The sequence below is a fragment of the Peribacillus sp. 05N428 genome (genome assembly GCF_056397085.1).
Genome location: NZ_JBFTMS010000001.1, coordinates 206,904 through 228,258, shown reverse-complemented (window position 1 = coordinate 228,258; position 21,355 = coordinate 206,904). Strand labels below are relative to the sequence as shown.

Genomic DNA, 21,355 nt, shown 5'->3' with positions numbered 1-21,355 from the left:
AAAAATATTAGTCCATTTCCAGAATTAGAACAACTTTCCTATTCCATCTTAACAATAAAAGAGTATGCAGAAAAGTGCAATTCCTATAAATCATATCATGATATCTCATTGTTTCATAAACTTGACACAAAAAAAAGCGGTAAACCTATAATAGGTTTACCGCTTCCCAAAAGCTGAAATCAGCCTTTTAATTTATTACGTAATACCATTTGAAGGATACCACCGTGACGGTAGTAGTCGATTTCGATTTCGGAATCGAAACGAACAAGTACATCAAATTCTTTTACGTTTCCAGCTTCATCAGTAGCTGTAACTTTTACGATATCACGCGGTTTAACTGTTTCGTCGATTTTAACTGCGATCGCTTCTTTACCAGTCAATCCAAGCGTTTCAGCGTTTTCGCCTTCTTTGAATTGAAGTGGGAGAACACCCATTAATGCAAGGTTAGAACGGTGAATACGTTCAAAGCTTTCAGCGATGACTGTCTTGATGCCAAGAAGGTTAGTACCTTTCGCAGCCCAGTCACGAGAGCTTCCCATACCATAGTCTTTACCAGCGATTACTGCAAGACCTGTTCCATCAGCTTTGTATTTCATACAAGCATCATAGATAGCCATTACATCGCCTGTTGGCCAGTAGGTAGTGTATCCACCTTCTGTACCTGGAGCAACTTGGTTACGGATACGGATGTTTGCGAATGTTCCGCGCATCATCGCTTCATGGTTACCACGACGAGAACCGTAAGAGTTAAAGTCACGCGGTTTCACACCGTTTTCACGAAGATAGATACCAGCTGGTGTATCTTTACCGATTGCACCTGCAGGAGAAATGTGGTCAGTTGTAACTGAGTCACCGAATTTACCAACTACACGCAAGCCGGAAAGTGGGTTAACTGAACCCGGTTCTGGTGATAATCCTTCAAAGAATGGAGGATTTTGAATGTATGTTGATTTAGAATCGAAAGCATAAATCGCTTCGTTGCTTGTTTGGATTTCATTCCAACGTTTGTTATCGTTGAATACTGTTTCGTATTCTTTACGGAATAATTCCGGTGTAACTGTTGCTTTAACAGCAGCGTTAACTTCTTCTTGTGATGGCCAGATATCAGCAAGATATACATCGTTACCATCTTTATCTTTACCAAGTGAATCATTGTTAAGATCGAAGTCCACAGTACCAGCAAGTGCATATGCAACAACCAAAGTTGGAGAAGCAAGATAGTTCGCTTTAACTAGTGGATGAATACGGCCTTCAAAGTTACGGTTACCAGAAAGTACTGAAGTTACCAGAAGATCTGCCTCAGCAACAGCTGCTTCGATTTCGTCAGCCAATGGACCTGAGTTACCGATACATGTTGTACAGCCGTAACCAACTACGTTGAATCCTAATTGATCAAGGTATGGTTGAAGACCTGCATCACGAAGGTAACCAGTAACAACTTTAGAACCTGGTGCCAATGATGTTTTTACATAATCCGGAACAGTCAAGCCTTTTTCAACTGCTTTTTTAGCAATAAGACCTGCTCCAAGCATTACGTACGGGTTAGAAGTGTTCGTACAGCTTGTGATTGCAGCAATTGCAATCGCACCTGTTTTCATTACCGTTTCTTTTCCATCGGCAAATTTAACAGTTACTTCTTTATCCAATTCAGAATTGTCCATGCCAAAACCTTGGTTGCCCATAGGTGCATTGATTGCGTCATGGAAAGATTTTTTCATTTGAGAAAGTGGAATCAAATCTTGCGGGCGTTTAGGGCCTGAAAGGTTTGGTTCAATTGCTGAAAGGTCGATTTCCACAACATCATTGTATGCTGGATCTTCGTTTTCAGGAGAGTAGAACAAACCATTTTCTTTGCAGTATGATTCAACCACTTTAATTTGTTTTTCATCACGGCCAGTTAAGCGCATGTAATCGATCGCTTCTGCATCAACAGGGAAGAAACCAACTGTAGCACCGTATTCAGGAGCCATGTTAGCGATTGTTGCACGGTCAGCAAGTGGAAGGTATCCTACTCCTGGGCCGTAGAACTCAACGAATTTACCAACTACGCCGTGTGCACGAAGAACTTGTGTTACTTTCAATGCAAGGTCAGTAGCTGTTGTACCTTTAGGAAGTTGGCCAGTCAGTTTAACACCAACGACTTTTGGAACTGGGAAGTAAGAAGGCTGTCCAAGCATGCCTGCTTCTGCTTCGATACCGCCGACACCCCAACCAAGAACACCAATACCGTTGATCATTGTAGTATGTGAATCTGTACCGAAAACAGAATCAGGGAATACTTCGAAGTCACCGTTTGGAGTTTCAACAGCATGAACCACGTTCGCAAGGTACTCTAGGTTAACTTGGTGAACGATACCAGTAGCCGGTGGAACTGCACGATAGTTGTTGAAAGATTTTTGAGCCCAGCTTAGGAACTGGTAACGCTCTGCATTACGTTCGAATTCAAGATCCATATTGGCATCTAGGGAATCCATTGTACCAGCTTTATCAACTTGTACAGAGTGGTCAATTACAAGGTCAACCGGGATTTCCGGGTTGATTTTGTCAGGATCTCCACCAAGTGCTGCGAAAGCATTACGTAAAGAAGCTAAATCAACAACAACTGGAACACCAGTGAAATCTTGTAGGATTACACGTGAAGGCTTGAACGGAACATCTATATCTTGTTGCTCGCTTGTTCCCCATTTAGCAAGGTTCGCAACGTGTTCTTTTGTGATTACTCTTCCGTCTACTTGGCGAAGTACCGCTTCAAGTAATACTTTAATGGAATATGGAAGGCGTGATACTTGGCCATCCCCTGCTTTTTCAATAGCGTCTAGGCTGTAGTAGTTGTAGCGTTGCCCATCAATTTCAAAGGACTTACGCGCTTGGTATACGTCATTTTTCGTCATGAATATTACCCCCTATTAAACTGTCAGAACGTATTCTGCACATGAAAGTAAAACCTGGTTCACTGAAACCATGTTTACTATAAATATAAGTAAAAAAGTTAGTTTGTCGAATTTTCTCTCTCTTCTCCCACCCTAACTCTTCCTTCAACTTAATACTAATATAGAAATGAGTATAAGTAAATAACAAGAAAGTTATTGTTTTTGATAAGTTTCTCTTATAGAAAAAAATCCCCCACATATTAAAGTGCATTTAAGAAGCCTTGCTGATATGCATTTTCTTGAAAATACCCCTATTTTCGGCCTGATAAATTATTCCAGCAAAACATATTGATACTTCATACATAATCATTCGACATTATCGCATTCTATGGGTGGAGGTGTCGAAATGACAAAACAAAAAGCAAATCATGTTATACCAGGTATGAATGCAGCAAAAGCGCAAGGTAATGGGGCTGGATACAATGATGAACTGGGAAATGAACCGCCATTATCGGAAATGCAAAGGCAGAACAATAAAAAAAGAAAGAAAAACCAATGATTCCCCTCATTTCTAGGCTTTAAATAGGATAGGCTTTTTGAAATGGCAGATGTCCTGCATTTTTCAAAAAGCCTATTCCTTTCTAAAATCAGGAAACGCACAAGTAAAACGCGCAAAACTCACGACTAATGCGCATGGACTCATGACGAAAGAACCTGTCACTCAATAGTCCTCAGAATTGACCTCATTGACGATTGCCTGGATATCCTGTTCGAATTTTTTCAATTGTTCTTTCTGATGTTCGGAAGCGGTGACTAAAGCAGATTGTATTTGTTGATAGGCCTCGTTCACTTCCTGCTTCACATGTTTCAATTCCGTTCCGTAATTCGGTGCGCTTTTCTCAATGGATGAGTAAACATCAAATACTTGTTGATAACTTTGTTGGGCTTCCTGGAAAGTCCTTCGCTTATCTTGTTTATCCTGCATTTGGAATCAGCTCCTTAAATATAGTGTCCATCAATAGCATGTACGAGGTTTGCAAATATATGTATGTGAATAAAATTTCACGGACTGATTATCTTAAGAGATAGGAGGGATCGAACATGAACAAAAACGATGGTAAAGATATGCGAAAAAATGCTCCTAAAGGAAATAACCCAGGTCAACCAGCACCGTTAAGCGGTTCTCATAAGGTGAAAAACAGGCAGCACTCCCGTCAGAAGCATAATAGCAGTCATGATATGTAAGCTGCTTATATAATCGTTCCATAACAAAGCGGTGCCGCCCCAAAAAGGCAGACACCGCTTTCGTTTTATATTTCTGAAGCAAATAAGTCACATTGGGAAAATGTTCGATACCTTCCTATTATAAGGGCATCTTTTTTTGGCACTCTTTCACGGGTATAAACGTGAATTGCAAGTCGGTGCCATTTCAGCCAAAATAACGATGATATAACGTTTTTGCTTCTGCAATATCTTTTGTTCCATGAATCAACGCCCGCCCGTCTTTAAAAACGACCAACCGATGCGTTCCAATGGTAAATGAAAGTAAATACGGATTCCTGTCGATCTTACCACCTTGTGCGATAAGATTATTTTCGAGTTCCGCTAAGTCTCTTTCAACCTTCACTGCCGGCCGGATTTGGACAGAATCCCTTCCGCATAAAACGGCGGTCTTTGTTCGATTTGAATAAGAGAGGTGGGGATACGTTCGATTTGCCCCACATGACAAACAAGTATCCTTTTTTAATTTTGCTACATTTATGGATGAATGTTCATTTTTCCAAAGATCAAATGAAACGATTTTGTTTCTCAGCGATTCATGATCTTCGACAAGGATTTTTAAAGCTTCCGCCATTTGATGGGCAACGACCGTTTGAACGGCAGGGCTGATGATTCCCGCCGTATCACAAGTCAGTCCTCCAATCGGGACCGTTTCCAGCAAACAATTCAAACATGGTGTCATCTCTGGGATTACCGTGTAACTTATCCCATAACTCCCTACACAGGCACCGTAAATCCAGGGGATTTTATATTTTTGTGCAGTATCGTTAATAAGCATCCTTGTATCGAAATTATCAGTGGCATCCAATATCAAATCCACGCCTTCAACAAGCTTTGCCAATTCATCTACCGAAACATCCGCCACAAGTGATTTTACGATTACATCTGAATTTAGCGCATTCAGGCGATTCTTCGCTGCCACTGCTTTCGGTATTCTTTTTTGTGCATCATCTTCACAATAAAGCTGTTGTCTTTGAAGGTTGCTCCACTCTACATAATCCCTGTCAACAATGGTGAGTTTCCCAATTCCGGCTCGTACAAGGCCTTCCGCAGTTCCCGTACCGAGAGCACCCGCTCCAATCACCAAAACGTGTTTTTTGCGAATTTTCATTTGCCCTTCTTCCCCAATAGGACCAAAAAGTTCTTGACGTGAATAACGCTCATTCATCCAATGCTCAATCCTTCAACCGGGCTGCTTGCAATCGCATAATCATTCTTTTCGATTCTTCCTGCTTCATACCCCAATCGCCCTGCCTCAATGGCAAGTTTCATTGCCCTCGCCATTTTGACTGGGTCTTTTGCTCCGGAAACAGCAGTGTTAAGTAATACGCCATCCGCCCCTAATTCCATGGCGATTGCTGCATCAGAGGGTGTTCCGATCCCTGCATCAACAATTACCGGCACCTCTGATTGTTCCATGATGAACCGTAAGTTCAGTGGGTTTATAATGCCTTGACCAGAGCCAATTGGTGAAGCTCCGGGCATGATTGCATGGCACCCCACTTCTTCCAGGCGTTTAGCGAGCAAGACATCATCCGAAGTATAAGGTAATACGGTGAATCCCAGCTTCACTAATTCTTCAGCAGCTTTCAATGTTTCAATCGGGTCAGGCAGCAGTGTTTTTTGACAGCCAATGACTTCAACCTTAATCATGTCACATAAGCCAGATGCTTTTGCAAGCTGGGCTATGCGCACTGCTTCTTTGGCTGTTTTAGCTCCTGCCGTATTGGGAAGGAGTGTGTATTTCTTCAAATCAAGCTTTTCCAAAAAATTGGGCTGACTGGCTTCAAAAATGTTCATTCTCCGGACCGCGAATGTTAATATTTCCGTCTCCGAAACCTCCACTGATTGTTTTTGAATATCGAAATTTGGATATTTTCCAGTACCTAATAATAATCTTGAGGAAAATTCATAAGAACCAATCTTTAACATATCATCCGCCTCCTACAAAATGTACAATCTCTACCTTGTCACCATTTGACAAAAGTGTTTCACTTAGACTTTCTTTTGCTAATATTTCATCATTCAATTCAACGATCACTACTTTTTGATGTAGATTAAAGTGTTGTAAAAGCCCTGTAACTGTTGATTCTTCAGCAGGAATCCGTATTTTTTCCCCGTTAATAATCAATTCCAATTCATCCACCTCCATCAAGAAAAAAGGGGCTGTATCGAACGGTCCAATCGAAAAGGGGACCATTCKGGATTTGCCTTCCTTTCCAAAATATCCGCTATAAGTACACCTGTAATCGGAGAAAGCAAGATGCCATTCCTATAGTGCCCCGTTGCAATGAAAAGTCCTTTGCATGCCGGATGTTCACCAAAGTACGGCAAGCCGTCCCCAGTTTGGGGGCGTATACCTGCCCATGTCTTTTCCAATTCGGTTCCTTTAATCGCCGGAAGCAATTGCGTTGCTCTTTCAATTAACGTAGAAATCCCGTTAAGACTTACCTTTTGATCGAAAGTGTTCGCTTTAACCGTTGCCCCGACAATGATTCTTCCGCCAACTTTGGGCACAAGATAGCAGCCATGTGAGAAGATTGTCTTTTCAAGCAATGGACGATCGGTCAGGACGGAAAAGCACTCTCCCTTTACTGGATAACTGTCGAGCCTGATCCCTGATTTTTCTAGAAGGAAAGCACTCCAAGCGCCACCTGCCACGATGACATTTTCACTTGAAAATCCACCTATGTCCGTGACAACTCCCGTTACACATCCGTTTTCCGTAACCAAATCGGAGACATGAACAAATTCCTTTATATCCACACCAAGTGCAGCTGCAGATTCAGTAAAAGCGAGCGACAGCCTCGTGGCTGAAACTTGTCCATCATTCGGAATGAACATGGCTCCTTTTATCTCATCCGATAAAAGCGGTTCCGTTTTCCTTATTTCGGCGGTCGATAGCCATTCAGCCTCAAGCCCCGCATCTTGCTGGACTCTGATCATGTTCTTTAACTCCGCTACTTGATCACTCGATAGCGCCACCTTAAACATGCCCTTGTTCACTAATTCGATGTCTATTCCACTTATGTCTTTTAATTCTTCCGCCAGTGCAGGAAACATCCCTCTGCTTCGGCTTGCCAATGTAAAAAGGGGATTATCAGCATCTAACTCGGCTTGTGCCCCTAACATCCCGGCTGCAGCACTGGATGCTTTACTGGCTAGTCTGTCTTTTTCCAATAAAAGGACCTTTTTACCTCGCTTGGCTAATTGAAATGCAATGGACCCACCTATTACTCCTCCCCCTACAATGATTGCATCATATATGGAATTCATCTTATGTCTCCTTTCCCAAAGACTTCGCATATTCTTTAACAGCTTCAATCGGATTTTCAGCTTCAAGCACACCTGACATGACCGCAATTCCGCGTGCCCCCGCATCCAGCACGACTTGGCAATTAAAAGGTGTTATTCCTCCTATCGCAATTATCGGAAGATTGGCATTTCTTGAGATTGCATGAAGCTCCTCAACTCCCCTGGGAGGAAGGCCCATTTTTGAAGCCGTTTCAAAAACATGTCCATAAATTGCGTAATCGGCCCCTTTGCTGAATGCAGCTTTCGCTTCATCCATGGAATGGATCGAACAGCCAACATTCATCCCTGGAAAAGCTCCTTTTACGACTTCTGCATCTAAACTATGAAAAGCCAATTGCACACCAAATACTTTGTGTACCCAGGCTATATCCACCCGGTCATTAATGATGATCTTAGAAAGCGGAATCTTATTATCATGTAATAGCCTCACTGCTTGATAGAGTTCCGATGCACTCCTATGCTTTTCCCTTAGATAAAAGAAATCGACATGTTCCTGAATGTTTGAAGCGATTTCCACAAACTTTTCAATTGGCTGTTTCCCAGTGGAAATAATATGCAATTCATGTGCATTCATACTAGAACCCCCAACTAGTAAAGTTACAATCTCATAAAATCAAATGGATACTAACGGGAATTGAATCGATAGATAAAAGCCGGCCAACAGCAGGATGATAAAATACAGAATGAAACCATGGTCCTTTATTGAAAACCCGAATTCATAATAGTATGTTCGATCCCGACTGTCTGTAAATCGCTTTGCCTCCATCGCAACCGCGATTCGGTGTGCACGTCTGATGCTTCCGGATAACAACGGGATGGAGTAGGCTTTCATTTTAAAATATACCGATTTTATTCCTTTTCCCCTTTCGAAACCGCGTACCTTCATCGCGTTCCGTATCGTTTGGAACTCCTCCATCATGATGGGAATCAGCCTTAATGCCGCCATGAAACTATAGGCATATTTCGGTTTAAGCCTAACTTGCTGCATTAACGAATAAAACAAGTTCACTGGTCTCGTCGTTAAGGAAAAAGTTAAACCAAGGACCGCAAAGAACAAAGCTCGAAAGCCTACGAGTAATCCCCTCATGAAACTTTCTTCCGTAATCGATATGAGTCCCCACTCAAACCAAAGCTTTTCACCTTGCCCGAATAATATCATGGCAGACGAGGTGGATATAAAAATGAAACAAAAGGGAATCGACAAAAGCAGGATGCGTTTTATCGAATGCCCGGTAAAAAACAAAAATAAAAGTAATACGCCAATGGTGATATTCATCATATAATTCAGGTCGTGAATGAATAACGCCACGATGCATAACACAATCAGCACACCAAGTTTAAGGCTTGGATTAATTCCATGGAGCCATGTTTCCGTGTTTGAAACATTCATCTACATGACACTCCTTTTAACTTTGGTCTCAACAAATCCGGCTTGCGCGATGTTTTCATCACTTATTACATTTCCGTCCTTAACCGTCCAGATCCTGGTTGCAAAGTTTTTTGAAATATGATCGTCATGAGTTACCATGATCACTGTTATTCCACGTCTTCGATATTCCTCAAACCATTCCAGTAATGCAAAGGTATTTTTCGAATCTTGACCAAAGGTCGGCTCATCCAGGAGAATGATTTTTTTGTCTATTACGATTGAGGCTGCTACGCTTAAGCGACGCTTTTGCCCCATTGATAATTGAAATGGATGTTTATCCCGATGTGCCTCAAGACGGAAAACTTTAAGCAATGAGCGGACTCTCTCATCTATTTCTTGTTGCGGCCTTTTATCAATACGCAATGAATAAGCAATCTCTTCATATACAGTATTTGCAACGAACTGAAACTCAGGATTTTGAAAGACAAACGTCATATGATCCGTTGGATTTTTCACCATTTTAATGGGGTTCCCCAATAATTCATACGTACCTTTCGTTTTTATGAATTGCATCAATGCATGCAAAAGTGTACTCTTGCCCGCTCCATTTTCTCCCCTGATCACAATCCATTCTCCTGAATGCACCTTCAGCTCTTCAACGTGTATTTTTTCCTCTTTATTCCGAAAACCGCTAAATCCTTGCACATCCAGAAGGGGTAAACCATCTGTAAAATGGTATTCCCTAGTGGGTGCATTACTCTGTATATATTCATCCCAAACACCAGGGAACCAAATTCCATGTTCTCTCATTTCATTTTTATATAGGGAAAGAATGGTGTCTCTTGGACCATCAGCTATGATTTGACCGTCATCGTTTAAAAGCACGATTCGTTCGATGAATTCTAAAACATGGTCAATTTTATGTTCGACGATAATAACCGTTTTGTCTTTTCCGACTTCCTTCAACAAGTCCCAGATTTCTTTCGTTCCTTCTGGATCAAGCATGGCGGTCGGTTCATCTAAAAATATAACTTCTGGTTCAAGGGCCAATACTGAAGCAATTGCCAGACGCTGTTTCATCCCGCCTGATAATGTGTCAATACTTGTATGGTCCAGGTTCAATCCTACTTTACGGAAATGATTTTGAATCTTCTCTTTCATTTCTTCTTTAGGGACGGAAAGATTCTCTAGGACAAAGGCAATTTCCTCATCGGCAAATGGCATGCAAAACTGGCTATCAGGGTCTTGAAAAACATACCCCCATGAAGAAGGGCATTTCAATTTCTCCGCTTTCATCGGGACTTCGATGGAATTCGGAATCAATCCGCTTAACACTTGCAACAGAGTGGATTTACCACATCCAGATGGTCCCAACAATAACACTTTTTCTCCCTGATCAAATGATAGTGATAGGTCCTTGAATATCAAAGATTCATCACCGGGAAATTTCATTCTTAACTTTTCAACAGAAACGATTGGTTCCATGGCCCTCAACCTCTTCTTTTAATCAAGTTCTGCATAATCTTTATTGGAAACCGGACGCACAAGATTAGTTACCCCTGTTGCTTCCAGGACTTTAACTAGATAATAAGCGGTCACACCTGCAAAGAATATGGAACCCACAAACCTCGCTATCATGAATAACGATAGATTCCAAGTAGAAAGCGCACCTATTTCCCCGTATGCAAAATCCATGATAACTGATGCCAGGCAGGAAGCCATCGCAGCTAAAACGGCCACCGGCATATTGAATTTTTTATATTTGAACCCCATGAACACCAGTTCCGCGAACAAACCTTGGACCACCCCATATAACAGTACAGTCAGCCCCCATGGGGAACCTAGAAAGAATTCCCCTGAAGCTGCAGCTATCTCCGCCAAAAGTGCCACACCCGGTTTCCGTAAAATGAAAAAGGCGACAGGGCCAGCTATAAACCACATTCCATAAATAAGTTGATCCAGATGTAATCCTAATGGTTTAACGGAATAATAAATCGAACCCCAAAGGATATAAACGATTCCAAATGCTACCGCAATCACGATCGTGACTAATATATCCGTTAATTTCAATCCTTTTTTCATTGTTTCATTCTCCTTTTATACTTCTAATGTTTCCTTATGAACGGGCCATGTCTCTAAACGATAAGCCATTTCCCAAAATGAGTATTCATATTGGCTGCTGAGAATAAAATGCTCTTTCATTCTCGCCTTATCTTCTTCAGTTACTTTTTCAGCAATCTCATCCAGCCTCGCAATTTGTTCTTCCACCAAAGTGCGGAACCACTCTCCTCCGTAAGCCGCTATCCATTCTTGATAAATCGGCTCTTCGGGCATGCACCCTTGCAGCTTTTCACCTATCTCATAATACAGCCAGTAGCACGGCAAGATAGCTGCAATAACATCTCCTAAATGTCCCGAATAAGCCGCACGATACATATGGGAAGTATAAGCATAGGCAGTCGGGGCAGGCTTGAAATCTTCCCGTTCTTCTTTTGTGATGCCTAATCTCTCGGAAAAATTCTCATGAAGCTTCAACTCCGCTTCATATGTTCCTTGTGCATGGCCGGCAAGCCTGCTTGTTGTATGTAAATCTGTAGCTTTGACTGCCCCTAAGGCTTGAACTCTAGCAAAATGAGATAAATAATAGGCATCTTGCATGACATAAAAACGGAAACACTCCAATGGCAATGTGCCATCTCCTATTCCTGCTACAAACGGATGATTAAAACTAGCTTCCCAAATGTGATCAACTTCCTTACGGATTTCCTCTGAAAACTTCATGTCCATTACCTCCAAATTGTATTTTTTCATTGAACGATACAGAAAAAAACACTTATCACCCCTTTTTTTGCAAACAAAAAACCACTTTCTTAAACGTAAAGAAAGTGGTTGTACAAGAAATAATACAGAAATGTATAGTTCCAGACCCCACTTCCCTACGCTGGTATAAACCAGATCAGGTTCTAAGGGTCTTAAAGTCATACTTTAATCTCAGCTTTTGTGGGTAAAAAATCAACTTTTACCTATAAAGCACCCCTAGTGGTACAAATTGTATATTAAAATTCATTTGCCTTTATATTAACACGATAAATCCAATTGTCAAACGTATTAGAAAAGTTTTCTTGATTTAGGGTTACTAAACTTTCAATCTTCCATACCCACATAACCACGATCTATTAAACCATTGTTAATCCACCATTTACGGAAAGAGTTTGCCCCGTAATATACCCTGCCTCTTCCGAAACGAAATAGGAAACAGCACTGGCAATGTCCTCTGGTTGTGCTAGCCGGCGGAATGGAATCGCTTTTTCCAAGGCGCTAGCTATACCTTCATTATATGAGCCTATTTCTTGAAATAGGGGCGTATCAGCAGGACCTGGCGCTATACAATTGATGTTGAGTTTATGACGTGCCATTTCTCTTGCTATCGTTTTTGTAAAGGCAATAACCCCTCCTTTAGCAGCCGAATAAACTGCTTCTCCACTTGATCCGACTCTAGCTGCATCGGATGCAATATTTACTACCTTACCGTATCCATTTTCAATCATGAGAGGTAAAATTTCCTTGCATGTATGGATCTGCCCAAGTAAATTAATATCGATAATCCTTTTCCATGTGCTGGGATCACTTTTTAAAAATGGTTCCACCTTATCCCAGCCTGCATTATTAACCAATATATCTATTCTATGATAATAGTTCACTGATTCTTCGACGGCTTTTTTTACACTTTCTAATTTCGTTACATCACAATGGACCGCTCTGGCTTCAAAACCCGACTTTTCGATTAAAGAAACCGTTTCCTCTGCATTTTTAAGATTAATATCAGCCACGATGACGTTAATATTGCGAGAAGCCAATTTTTTTGAAATTTCTCTGCCAATTCCGCTTCCAGCACCTGTGATAAATGCCATTCTTTTTGTCATCATATTCCCCTCCACTTTCACTATTTCGTCAATATGGATTTATTTAAGCTGCTTGCTTATATATTGTCAGTTATCCTTTCATTAATCATTTCCCGGAGCCGGAATTTCTGAATTTTCCCGCTTGCCGTACGAGGAAAGTCATCCATTATTTCAATAAATTCAGGCCAATATTGTTTTGCCAATCCCTTTTCCAGGAGAAATTCCTGCATGGAATCCAGCGTGATCGGGCTCTTCCCCGTTTTCATACTGATACATGCACATGCTTTTTCCTGAAGACGGGAATCTGGAACCGCAATAACCTGAGCACTAGAAATATCCGGGTGTTCATACAGTACATTTTCTACATAAGCGACTGGAATATTTTCACCGCCACGTATGATTATGTCTTTGTTTCTTCCAGAAATCCGGATATACCCGTCTTCATCAATGAATGCTCGATCACCGGTAATGAACCATCCGTCACTATACTCAGCTAACGTATCATTGATTCGTTTAAAATAGCCGACAAAAAGAGCCGGACCCCTTACTAATAAAGAGCCTTCTATATTCGGGGCACAGATTTCCCCTTCAAAATCCACTATCTTTAACTCCATACCCGGAAACGGGATTCCGTCGGTATTCGTCAGTTTTTCTTCTGTATCTTCAAGTCTCGTCAAGGTTACCAAGCCATCTTCCGTTTGTCCCCACCCTGACAATATCTTGAACGGTACTTTTTTCACGGCCTCCTTTACTAAATGCCTGGGAATCGGGGCACCCAAAGCTACGAAGACTCGCAGCGAATTGAGGTCATACCTTTCTATCCCCTCCATCTGAACCGTATCTTGCAGAAAAGGAGTGGCACCCGCCGTAAACGTTATCTTTTCCTTCTCAACCCATTCAATAAACTCTCTCGGATTCCAAATGTCTTGATAGATTCCCGTACCTCCAATATGTGTTGGGAGCCTGACTCCATAACCAAAACCCGTTTGGTGAGCGAACGTTGACGCCATGAAAAGAACGTCATCGGATTTTAAATGTAAGCGGTCAATCCAATAATTTGTCGATATACAAAGGGTATTATGTGTATGCATAACTCCTTTTGGACTTCCCGTGGTTCCCGAGGTAAAGATAATTTCAGTCACATCATTGGGGTCATGTGTGATTTCATCCAAAATGGAAGAATCCATCCGGTCTTCCCAAGGTTCATCAAATAGGGAGGAGAACAGTTTCATCCCATTCGGGGCATTTTCCCCAATCACATATATATGTTTCATTGAAGGCCATTGATGGCTTAGTCTCTCAATCATGTCAGGGTAATAAAACCCACGGAAATAATCTGGTACAACAATCATTTTAGATTCTGCCATCCCAACCATATAGCCAATTTCCCTATCTCGATAAATCGGTATCAAGGGATTGCTGATGGCACCGATTCTTGTAACAGCATAGTGTAAGATTATAAATTCATTCCAGTTAGGCAGTTGAAAAGAGACAACATCCCCCTTACCCAATCCTATATGCAAGAGACCCAATGCGATTCGATCGACCAACTTACCAAGCTGCTTGTAAGTAAAACTACTTTTTTTATCGATAATCGCTATCTTCTCTGGATGCTTTACTATAGCATCATTCAAATAATCCAAAATCGTTCGGTTTGGCCAAACGTCTTGATATTTCTCCACATATTGCTGAGTCAAAATCGTCTCCAATTTCACTAGTTTTCTTCCCCCTCATCAACCTCTGAATTTAATAAAATCAACAGGCCTCTTTTCCAGGAAGGCATTTTTTCCCTCTTCCGATTCTGGTGTATTGTAAAACATCGCTAAACTGCCCATCGAAAGTTGTGAAATCCCTTGAATGTTGGCACTATCTGCATTAAAGGAATATTTGAGCATTTTTAGCGCAGTTGGACTCTTATCAAGGATCTTTCTTGCCCATTCTTCTGCTGCCTCGAGCAATTGTTCTGGGGCAACGATTTTGTTCACAAGTCCCATTTCCTTTGCTTCTTGTGCAGAATATTGTTCACACAAATACCAGATTTCCCTCGCTTTCTTTTCTCCGACAATTCGTGCTAAATAAGCTGAACCGAAACCTGCGTCATAACTACCGACCTTTGGCCCGCTCTGGCCAAATTTTGCCGTATCAGATGCAATGGTTAGGTCACATATGACATGAAGGACATGCCCGCCTCCGATGGCAAACCCATTAACCGCTGCAATGACCGGCTTAGGAATGTTGCGGATCGTTTGATGCAGCGTTTCGATTTCCAGTCCCATTCCACCACCTAAACCACCAGAATGACTATATCCTCCTTCTTCTCCCTTTTCCTTTTGATCTCCACCTACACAAAATGCCTTCTCGCCAGCTCCAGTCAGAATCACTACACCCACACGATTATCATCCCAAGCGTCCCGAAAAGCCCAAATTAATTCTTGAATTGTTCTGGCACGAAAAGCATTGTAAACTTTAGGTCTGTTCATTGTTATCTTTGCAATGCCGCCTCTTTTTTCATAAATTACATCTGTTAATTCCATCGTTCTCATTCCCTTCGTTTTCTTGACTATTAAGGATGATCTGCCTTGCATCACATCAATTCTCTGTTCGTACCCAACACGACTGTAATAATGCTAATCCCTTGGATTAATGCGAACGAAACTCCTTTCCTATTATGTCCTTTGCTATGACCATCATATTGGCTTGTGCAGTGCCATCACCTATTTCCAACCCAATCACATCACGCAAGCGTTGCTCAAGAGGCATTTCCTTCGTATAAGCATAATGACCATTAAGCAGCAAACATTCATGGATAGCTTCTACACTATATTTAGGCCCTAACCACTTAACGGAAGCCGATTCTTTACTATGATTCAACCCTTGGTCACGAAGCCAAAGGCCTCGATAGGCTTGCCACTTCACCAGTTCTAATTGGGTAGAGTGGGTCACAATTGGGAAGGAGACCCCTTGATATGTCGCCAACGGTTTACCAAATGAATGTCTGATTTTCACATGTTCGATGGTTTCATCGATACTTTGTGAAGCGGTGCCAACACATTGCAGCCCTATTAACAGCCGACTTAAATCAAACCCATTCATCACTTGGGAAAACCCTTTATTTTGAAGACCGATCATATTCTCTTCCGGAACCTCGACATCGGTTAAATATATCGAACCTCTTCCAATGGGGATATTCCCCATGTCTGCGTACCCTCTACATTCAACTCCTGATATATCGGCAGGAACCATGAAAGCACTTATCCCTCGATTTCCCCATCCAGGTTCTGTCTTTGCAAATAAAACAAATGCATCTCCACACATAGCTACACTAATTCCAGACTTTTCTCCATTAAGCACATACTTATTTCCTTTATGTACTGCTGTTGTTTTAATTCCGCCTGCATCCGTACCTGCGGATGGCTCCGTAATGGCAATGCCGACAATTTTTTCACCACTTGAAATTTTGGGAAGCCATTCCTTTTTCAGTTCCTCGCTAGCATGATTATTGATAATTTCACCGATTAATGCATTCAACATCACCGCATAAGTAAGATTGAAATCACCACGCCCTATCTCCTCAGCAGCTATCCCCGTTGTCACACAATCTGCACCGCTTCCGCCATATTCCACAGGAATCCGAAGACCATTTACGCCAAGGTCCCCCAGCTTTTTCCACAAATGTTTTGGAGTAATCTCTTCGCGATCCCATTTTGTATAATGTGGAAGCAGCTCTTCCTTAGCAAATTCCTTCAATATTTTACGAAAATAATCTTGCTCTTCCGAAAAAGAAAAATTCAGCATATCATTACCTCCTTGTATACTATTTATCTGTATTTTGGACATTCCACTAAACACGAAACCTCTTACTTGACAACTATAATTGCAATTTGTGTGCCAACTTGAATTGGCTACAAATTTGGCTATAGTTTCCTAAAACTTTCGCAGGTTTGCATTTTTTCGCAATACTGCAAATCAAAGTTGCGAATTTCAAAAAAAATACACACTTTATAAGTGTGCCCTAATGGTTTACCTGATGATATTTCATTAGATGAAACTGTTATTTCAATTTGTATTTGGCAATTTTTCTATATAAACTAGCAACATGAATTTTCAGCTTTTGAGCTGCTAAAGAACGATCCCCTTCCGAATCTTTTAATGCTCGCTGAATGGCTGATTTTTCAGCATTACCTACAACTTCATCCAACGTACCGGAAAAAGGATTATTGATTCCAACTGAGGGAACCTCCAATATGAAATTAGGTGTAAAATATAAAGATTCCAGCGTTAGAGTCCCACCATCTACGATATTCATTCCGCGTTCGATTATCGCTTTGATTTCACGGATGTTACCAGGCCAATCATATTGGATCAACCAATCTTGGAGTTTAGGATCAATTTCCTTCACATGGGACCCTAACTTGTTATTGAAATACTCGACGAAATGATAGGCCAGAGGAAGAATATCTTCCTGTCGCTCCCTTAAAGAAGGAATTTTCAATTCAAAAACATAAAGTCGATAATATAAATCTTGGCGGAATTTCCCTTCTTGAATAAGGGTTCTTAAATCCCTGTTCGATGCAGCAATAATACGTATATCAACATTTTTAGTTCCCGTCCCGCCTAGCCTTTCCACTTCCCTTTCCTGTAAAACTCGTAATAGCTTACCTTGAGCCTGATAAGGCAATTCAGAAATCTCATCTAAAAACAACGTACCATGTTGAGCTAATTCTATTTTTCCAGGCTTACCTTCTTTTTTCGCCCCGCTAAAAGCGCCAGCTTCATAACCAAAAATCTCCGATTCAAATAATTCATCTGGAATCGCAGCACAATTTACTGGCACAAAAGGCTGTGCTTTTCTTGTACTCAAACCATGGATCGCCTGGGCAAAAAGTTCCTTTCCCGTTCCCGTTTCCCCTGTAAGCAGTACTGTTGAACTGCTGGTAGCTATTCTGGCGGCCAGCTCTTTTACCCTCTCAATCTCCTTACTCTTTCCAACAATCTCTTCGAAGCTATATCGACCTTGAACCACGGAATTTTTCTTGATTTTATTCTTCTCCAAGGAGTTGGTAAAATACACTAAATCACTGTATTCCAGTTCGTCTTGACGGATGATTATGGTATAAAGGGTATCAGCTTCTCGACGAAATACCCTTATGAAACAAGCATGTCCGCTGATCACACCAGAAAACACATGTTTATGGTCAAGACCTTTCAAAGAAAAGCTGGAAGAAGTGTGAATGATCCTCGTAATGGACTTTCCTATCAAATCAGTCGGCATAATCATGAAATATTCATAAAAATCAGCTGTTGCGCCTATAACTTTTCCATTTTCGTCAACTTCAATCGATCCCCAATTCCTAATTACGTTTTTAACATTTTCCATTCACATCACCTAGTATCTTGATTACTTAAAACAAAAATGACAACTTGCCCCTTAATGACTTCTATTCCTGCTTGATTAAAGCAAGTCACCTTTTGCGTAACCCAATCTCTATTCAAATTAATATCAATGACCTCGAGTTCCGCTGAAATTATATCGCCTATATGTACTGGATGATAAAAGACCAATTCCTTTTGTAAAAGTATACAGGCACTACCAGGGAGTTTTTCACTGATTACTTGAGTGATTAGGCCTTCCGTTAACAAACCAGGTACAACCGGCCTGCTGAAATTACTTTTCCATGCTTCTTTATTCACTTGATAAATAGGACTGTAATCTTTTGTTAATTCATTACATAATTTTACGTCAGATTCATTAAATGTGCGTTGCATACTAGCAACCTGGCCGATGAACAAATCAGTGATTGTTAAACTCATAACACCGCTCCTTAATTTTTCCGAATATTCAATTTTAATAATACATAACTTTCCAAGTAATTACCATAAAAGGGGTCCTTTGTTGGTTTATTCTTGAATTCAGCTGCATTACTTGAGTTTAGCAATTTTACTCGTGAATTTAATGGTTACTCGTGAGTTTAACCGGTTTGCTCGTGAATTCAGCTGTTTTACTCGTGAATTTGACCGGTTTACTCGTGAATTTGGCTGTTTTACTCGTGAGTTTGGCCGGTTTACTCGTGAATTCAGCTGTTTTACTCGTGAGTTTAGCAATTTTACTCGTGAATTTAATGGTTACTCGTGAGTTTGGCCGGTTTACTCGTGAATTCAGCTGCTTTACTCGTGAGTTTAGCAGACCCCATTTTCCCTTGATAAAAAGTAAGCGCTTCCAAATTTTCGAAATGTAACTCCTGGATTTCACCGATGAATAATACATGATCACCAGCACCGTACTCTTTCCATGGTGTGCATTCCAGCCAGGCAACACTACCATTTATTTTTGGTGAAATCCCCTTGTTATCCCAGTCGATTTCAAGTATTTCCTGTTTGCTTCCCGCAAATTTCCATGCAATGGATTCTTGTTCATCCGACAAAATATTAATGGTAAAAGCCTTGTCTTTCATGCTAGTGCAGGCTTTTGCTTCTTTATGAATTGATACTAAAGCAAGCGGGGGATCCAAGGAAACCGAGGTAAAAGAATTCACAGTGATGCCCTTTTGAACTCTACCATCAAACCAGCTCACTATCGTGACTCCGGTTGGAAATTTACCAAAGCGATTTCTCAACTCCGCCCATCCATCTTATCACCTCCTACTCTTTTATTATGAATTCATTATAGTAAACCTTAATCATTTTAATAATCATATAATTTCATATTATGAAATTTAAGGAAAAACTTTTTATAGCTCTTTTTAATTGTGAACTATTGTATAAAAGAACTCCCCGATTAAAAGACTTTCATTACCGCATCATCAAAAATCAGTGTTAAACTAACCATGATCATTCATATTTCCAGCATAGTTAATAATGGTCTTTTTTTTGGTTCTTGACTCGAATATTTGAAAGTGGTGAGGGAAGTTTCAATTTTGCGTTCCTTTAGAAAGTTCTACCAGTTAATTGTGGATATTCCTTTAAAAAAGAGTGTGGTTTTGAATTACCGCTACGAGGTAAAAGCTGTAATCGGAACAGGAAGCTACGGTATTGTTTATCGTTGCAATGATTTGAAAATGAATGAAAATATAGTGATCAAACAGCTCCGGAAAAGTAAACGCCGCAGCAAAAAAGAGCTGAAACAGTTTGAAAATGAAATTTCCATATTACGAATGTTAAACCACAGAAATATCCCTAAATTTCACGAGGAATTTTCGCAAGATGGAAATGTTTATTTTGTGATGGATTTCATAGAAGGGGATAATTTAGAAGACCATATTTTCTTGAATCAATTAACGTTCAATGAGAAAGAGTCTCTATATTTTCTAAATAAGCTGGTGGATTTAGTATCTTATCTACATGAGCATGACATTTTCCATCAAGATTTACGTATACCGAATATTTTACTTAAGAACCATCAGCCCATTTTGATAGACTTTGGTTTGTCCAAGATGATCAATTCGGCCAACCTCGCAAAAGAATCCATTTTGCAGCTGAAAAGGCAGGACTTTTACGACTTGGGGGAAATACTTCTATATGTACTTTATACGACGTACGCTTCCAAAAGTAAAAAAGCACTTCCTTGGACAGAAGAGCTTTCGTTAGAAAAAGAAACCGTGCATATACTGAAAAGGTTATTAAGCATCCAAGAACCTTACTCAGATATTAAAGATATCTCAATGGACCTGCAGGCTGTATTGAAGTCAAAGAATTGGAATTAGCTGCTGCTGCCCCGCCCTTTTCTCTTGTAGCGGTCACTTCCACTCATGGGATACCTTTTGTACCCCCGGCTGCTGCTACTGCTGCCTCGGCGATAATGCCCATGTCTTCGCTCACTGCTGCCTTGGGAAAGCTGTTTGATTTTTTTCATTATTTTCTTCAGCATTTCTTTCACCTCTTTTATTTTGGTTTTAAAGCCTGTTATTCATTTAGCCTAACATAGTCACAGTATAAACCTTATTAATAAGTACTATAATTTTTTTTCATTTGTGTTACAGTCCATTACTGCTTCATGGAGTCGGCTTTTTTCATTGTTGGTCATGGGAACGCCCTAAACCCCTTCAATTAATGAAACTCCAAATGGCTCTTACAACATACGAATAGATGACAAAGTCGATTTTTTATCTTTTCCATTTCTGAGTTACATTCGGTATATATTATCTGTTTTTCGAATCAGTCAGTAAACAAAAAACCTGGCGCATATTTCATCGCCAGGTTTTTTTCTTCGTTCACCTTTTATTTTACAGCTTCTTTTAATTCCTTACCTGCTTTAAAAGCAGGTACTTTACTAGCTGCAATTTGTATTTCTTCGCCAGTTTGCGGGTTTCTTCCTGTACGGGCAGCACGGTCACGCACTTCAAATGTACCAAAACCAACTAATTGGATTTTTTCATCTTTAGCAAGTGTAGCCGTGATTGTTTCAAACAATGCATCCACTACTTTTTTTGCTTCGTCTTTTGTCAGTTCAGCTTGTGCTGCAACACTGCTCACTAATTCTGTTTTATTCATATGAACACCTCATCCTTTTATTTTGTATAAAATATGTAGAGAAGACAACATAACATATCTTGTATGCCTCTGTCACTTATTATGGCTAAATAAAAGGAATTGTAGCTCAAAATTGATCTTTCTTGCAGATA

The 21,355-nt window shown here is 40.5% G+C and carries 22 protein-coding genes and 1 riboswitch; of the genes, 3 read left to right on the top strand and 19 right to left on the bottom strand.

Going from position 1 to position 21,355, the window contains the following annotated elements; translation table 11 throughout:
- Positions 1–179: 179 nt before the first annotated feature.
- Positions 180–2,891 (bottom strand): aconitate hydratase AcnA, encoded by a 2,712-nt coding sequence (gene acnA / locus AC1DIV_RS01015; RefSeq protein WP_048678624.1) that lies wholly within the window; start codon positions 2,889–2,891, stop codon positions 180–182.
- Positions 2,892–3,276: 385 nt separating this feature from the next.
- Here acnA and sspO point away from each other — a divergent pair, with 385 nt between their 5' ends.
- Positions 3,277–3,429 (top strand): small acid-soluble spore protein O, encoded by a 153-nt coding sequence (gene sspO, locus AC1DIV_RS01010; protein ID WP_034312428.1) that lies wholly within the window; start codon positions 3,277–3,279, stop codon positions 3,427–3,429.
- A gap of 162 nt (positions 3,430–3,591) precedes the next feature.
- Here the strand turns inward: sspO and AC1DIV_RS01005 are convergent, their stop codons facing one another.
- Positions 3,592–3,855 carry a hypothetical protein gene (locus tag AC1DIV_RS01005; RefSeq protein WP_048678629.1) on the bottom strand — a complete coding sequence of 88 codons (264 nt, stop codon included), beginning with the start codon at positions 3,853–3,855 and terminating at the stop codon, positions 3,592–3,594.
- A gap of 116 nt (positions 3,856–3,971) precedes the next feature.
- On the opposite strand from AC1DIV_RS01005, the gene AC1DIV_RS01000 reads away from it, so the two are divergent.
- A complete protein-coding gene (locus AC1DIV_RS01000; protein WP_063576391.1) occupies positions 3,972–4,115 on the top strand; it encodes a small acid-soluble spore protein P in 144 nt (47 codons plus the stop codon).
- A gap of 184 nt (positions 4,116–4,299) precedes the next feature.
- Here the strand turns inward: AC1DIV_RS01000 and AC1DIV_RS00995 are convergent, their stop codons facing one another.
- The 16 genes from AC1DIV_RS00995 to AC1DIV_RS00920 form a co-directional block, all read right to left on the bottom strand.
- The gene (locus tag AC1DIV_RS00995) at positions 4,300–5,319 is read right to left on the bottom strand and encodes a thiazole biosynthesis adenylyltransferase ThiF (RefSeq protein WP_477575635.1); all 1,020 of its coding nucleotides are present in this window, start codon (positions 5,317–5,319) and stop codon (positions 4,300–4,302) included.
- On the bottom strand, positions 5,316–6,083 hold the full coding sequence (locus tag AC1DIV_RS00990; protein ID WP_048678633.1) for a thiazole synthase: 768 nt from the start codon (positions 6,081–6,083) through the stop codon (positions 5,316–5,318). The genes AC1DIV_RS00995 and AC1DIV_RS00990 overlap by 4 nt, the downstream gene beginning before the upstream one ends.
- 1 nt (position 6,084) lies before the next feature.
- The gene (thiS, locus tag AC1DIV_RS00985; protein ID WP_034312438.1) at positions 6,085–6,288 is read right to left on the bottom strand and encodes a sulfur carrier protein ThiS; all 204 of its coding nucleotides are present in this window, start codon (positions 6,286–6,288) and stop codon (positions 6,085–6,087) included.
- A 14-nt stretch (positions 6,289–6,302) separates the two neighbouring features.
- Positions 6,303–7,427 carry a glycine oxidase ThiO gene (gene thiO / locus AC1DIV_RS00980; RefSeq protein ID WP_477575634.1) on the bottom strand — a complete coding sequence of 375 codons (1,125 nt, stop codon included), beginning with the start codon at positions 7,425–7,427 and terminating at the stop codon, positions 6,303–6,305.
- A gap of 1 nt (position 7,428) precedes the next feature.
- On the bottom strand, positions 7,429–8,040 hold the full coding sequence (tenI, locus tag AC1DIV_RS00975; protein ID WP_477575632.1) for a thiazole tautomerase TenI: 612 nt from the start codon (positions 8,038–8,040) through the stop codon (positions 7,429–7,431).
- Positions 8,041–8,079: 39 nt separating this feature from the next.
- A complete protein-coding gene (locus AC1DIV_RS00970) occupies positions 8,080–8,856 on the bottom strand; it encodes an energy-coupling factor transporter transmembrane component T family protein (protein ID WP_477575630.1) in 777 nt (258 codons plus the stop codon).
- Positions 8,857–10,320 (bottom strand): ABC transporter ATP-binding protein, encoded by a 1,464-nt coding sequence (locus AC1DIV_RS00965; protein ID WP_477575629.1) that lies wholly within the window; start codon positions 10,318–10,320, stop codon positions 8,857–8,859.
- 18 nt (positions 10,321–10,338) lie between these two features.
- Positions 10,339–10,917, bottom strand: coding sequence for an ECF transporter S component (locus AC1DIV_RS00960; RefSeq protein ID WP_034312445.1), 579 nt, complete (start codon positions 10,915–10,917; stop codon positions 10,339–10,341).
- 15 nt (positions 10,918–10,932) lie between these two features.
- Positions 10,933–11,616, bottom strand: coding sequence for a thiaminase II (gene tenA, locus AC1DIV_RS00955; protein WP_063593338.1), 684 nt, complete (start codon positions 11,614–11,616; stop codon positions 10,933–10,935).
- Positions 11,617–11,751: 135 nt separating this feature from the next.
- Positions 11,752–11,883: riboswitch (TPP riboswitch) on the bottom strand.
- Positions 11,884–12,011: 128 nt separating this feature from the next.
- A complete protein-coding gene (locus AC1DIV_RS00950; RefSeq protein WP_340876236.1) occupies positions 12,012–12,758 on the bottom strand; it encodes an SDR family NAD(P)-dependent oxidoreductase in 747 nt (248 codons plus the stop codon).
- Between the two features lie 56 nt (positions 12,759–12,814).
- Positions 12,815–14,452: an AMP-binding protein gene (locus tag AC1DIV_RS00945; RefSeq protein ID WP_340876235.1), complete on the bottom strand. Its 1,638-nt coding sequence runs from the start codon at positions 14,450–14,452 to the stop codon at positions 12,815–12,817.
- 18 nt (positions 14,453–14,470) lie between these two features.
- On the bottom strand, positions 14,471–15,271 hold the full coding sequence (gene menB, locus AC1DIV_RS00940) for a 1,4-dihydroxy-2-naphthoyl-CoA synthase (RefSeq protein WP_477575628.1): 801 nt from the start codon (positions 15,269–15,271) through the stop codon (positions 14,471–14,473).
- A gap of 106 nt (positions 15,272–15,377) precedes the next feature.
- The gene (locus tag AC1DIV_RS00935; protein WP_340876233.1) at positions 15,378–16,532 is read right to left on the bottom strand and encodes an acyl-CoA dehydrogenase family protein; all 1,155 of its coding nucleotides are present in this window, start codon (positions 16,530–16,532) and stop codon (positions 15,378–15,380) included.
- Between the two features lie 256 nt (positions 16,533–16,788).
- Entirely contained in the window at positions 16,789–18,114 is a 1,326-nt protein-coding gene (locus AC1DIV_RS00930) for a sigma-54 interaction domain-containing protein (protein ID WP_318291669.1), read from the bottom strand.
- A gap of 5 nt (positions 18,115–18,119) precedes the next feature.
- Positions 18,120–18,548, bottom strand: a complete 429-nt coding sequence (locus AC1DIV_RS00925) for a MaoC/PaaZ C-terminal domain-containing protein (protein ID WP_318291668.1) — start codon at positions 18,546–18,548, stop codon at positions 18,120–18,122.
- A 305-nt stretch (positions 18,549–18,853) separates the two neighbouring features.
- Positions 18,854–19,351: a flavin reductase family protein gene (locus AC1DIV_RS00920; RefSeq protein WP_477575626.1), complete on the bottom strand. Its 498-nt coding sequence runs from the start codon at positions 19,349–19,351 to the stop codon at positions 18,854–18,856.
- A 300-nt stretch (positions 19,352–19,651) separates the two neighbouring features.
- On the opposite strand from AC1DIV_RS00920, the gene AC1DIV_RS00915 reads away from it, so the two are divergent.
- Positions 19,652–20,437: a protein kinase domain-containing protein gene (locus tag AC1DIV_RS00915; RefSeq protein WP_406593695.1), complete on the top strand. Its 786-nt coding sequence runs from the start codon at positions 19,652–19,654 to the stop codon at positions 20,435–20,437.
- 514 nt (positions 20,438–20,951) lie between these two features.
- On the opposite strand, the gene AC1DIV_RS00910 is transcribed toward AC1DIV_RS00915, so the two are convergent.
- Positions 20,952–21,224 carry an HU family DNA-binding protein gene (locus AC1DIV_RS00910; RefSeq protein WP_034312477.1) on the bottom strand — a complete coding sequence of 91 codons (273 nt, stop codon included), beginning with the start codon at positions 21,222–21,224 and terminating at the stop codon, positions 20,952–20,954.
- Between the last annotated feature and the right edge of the window lie 131 nt (positions 21,225–21,355).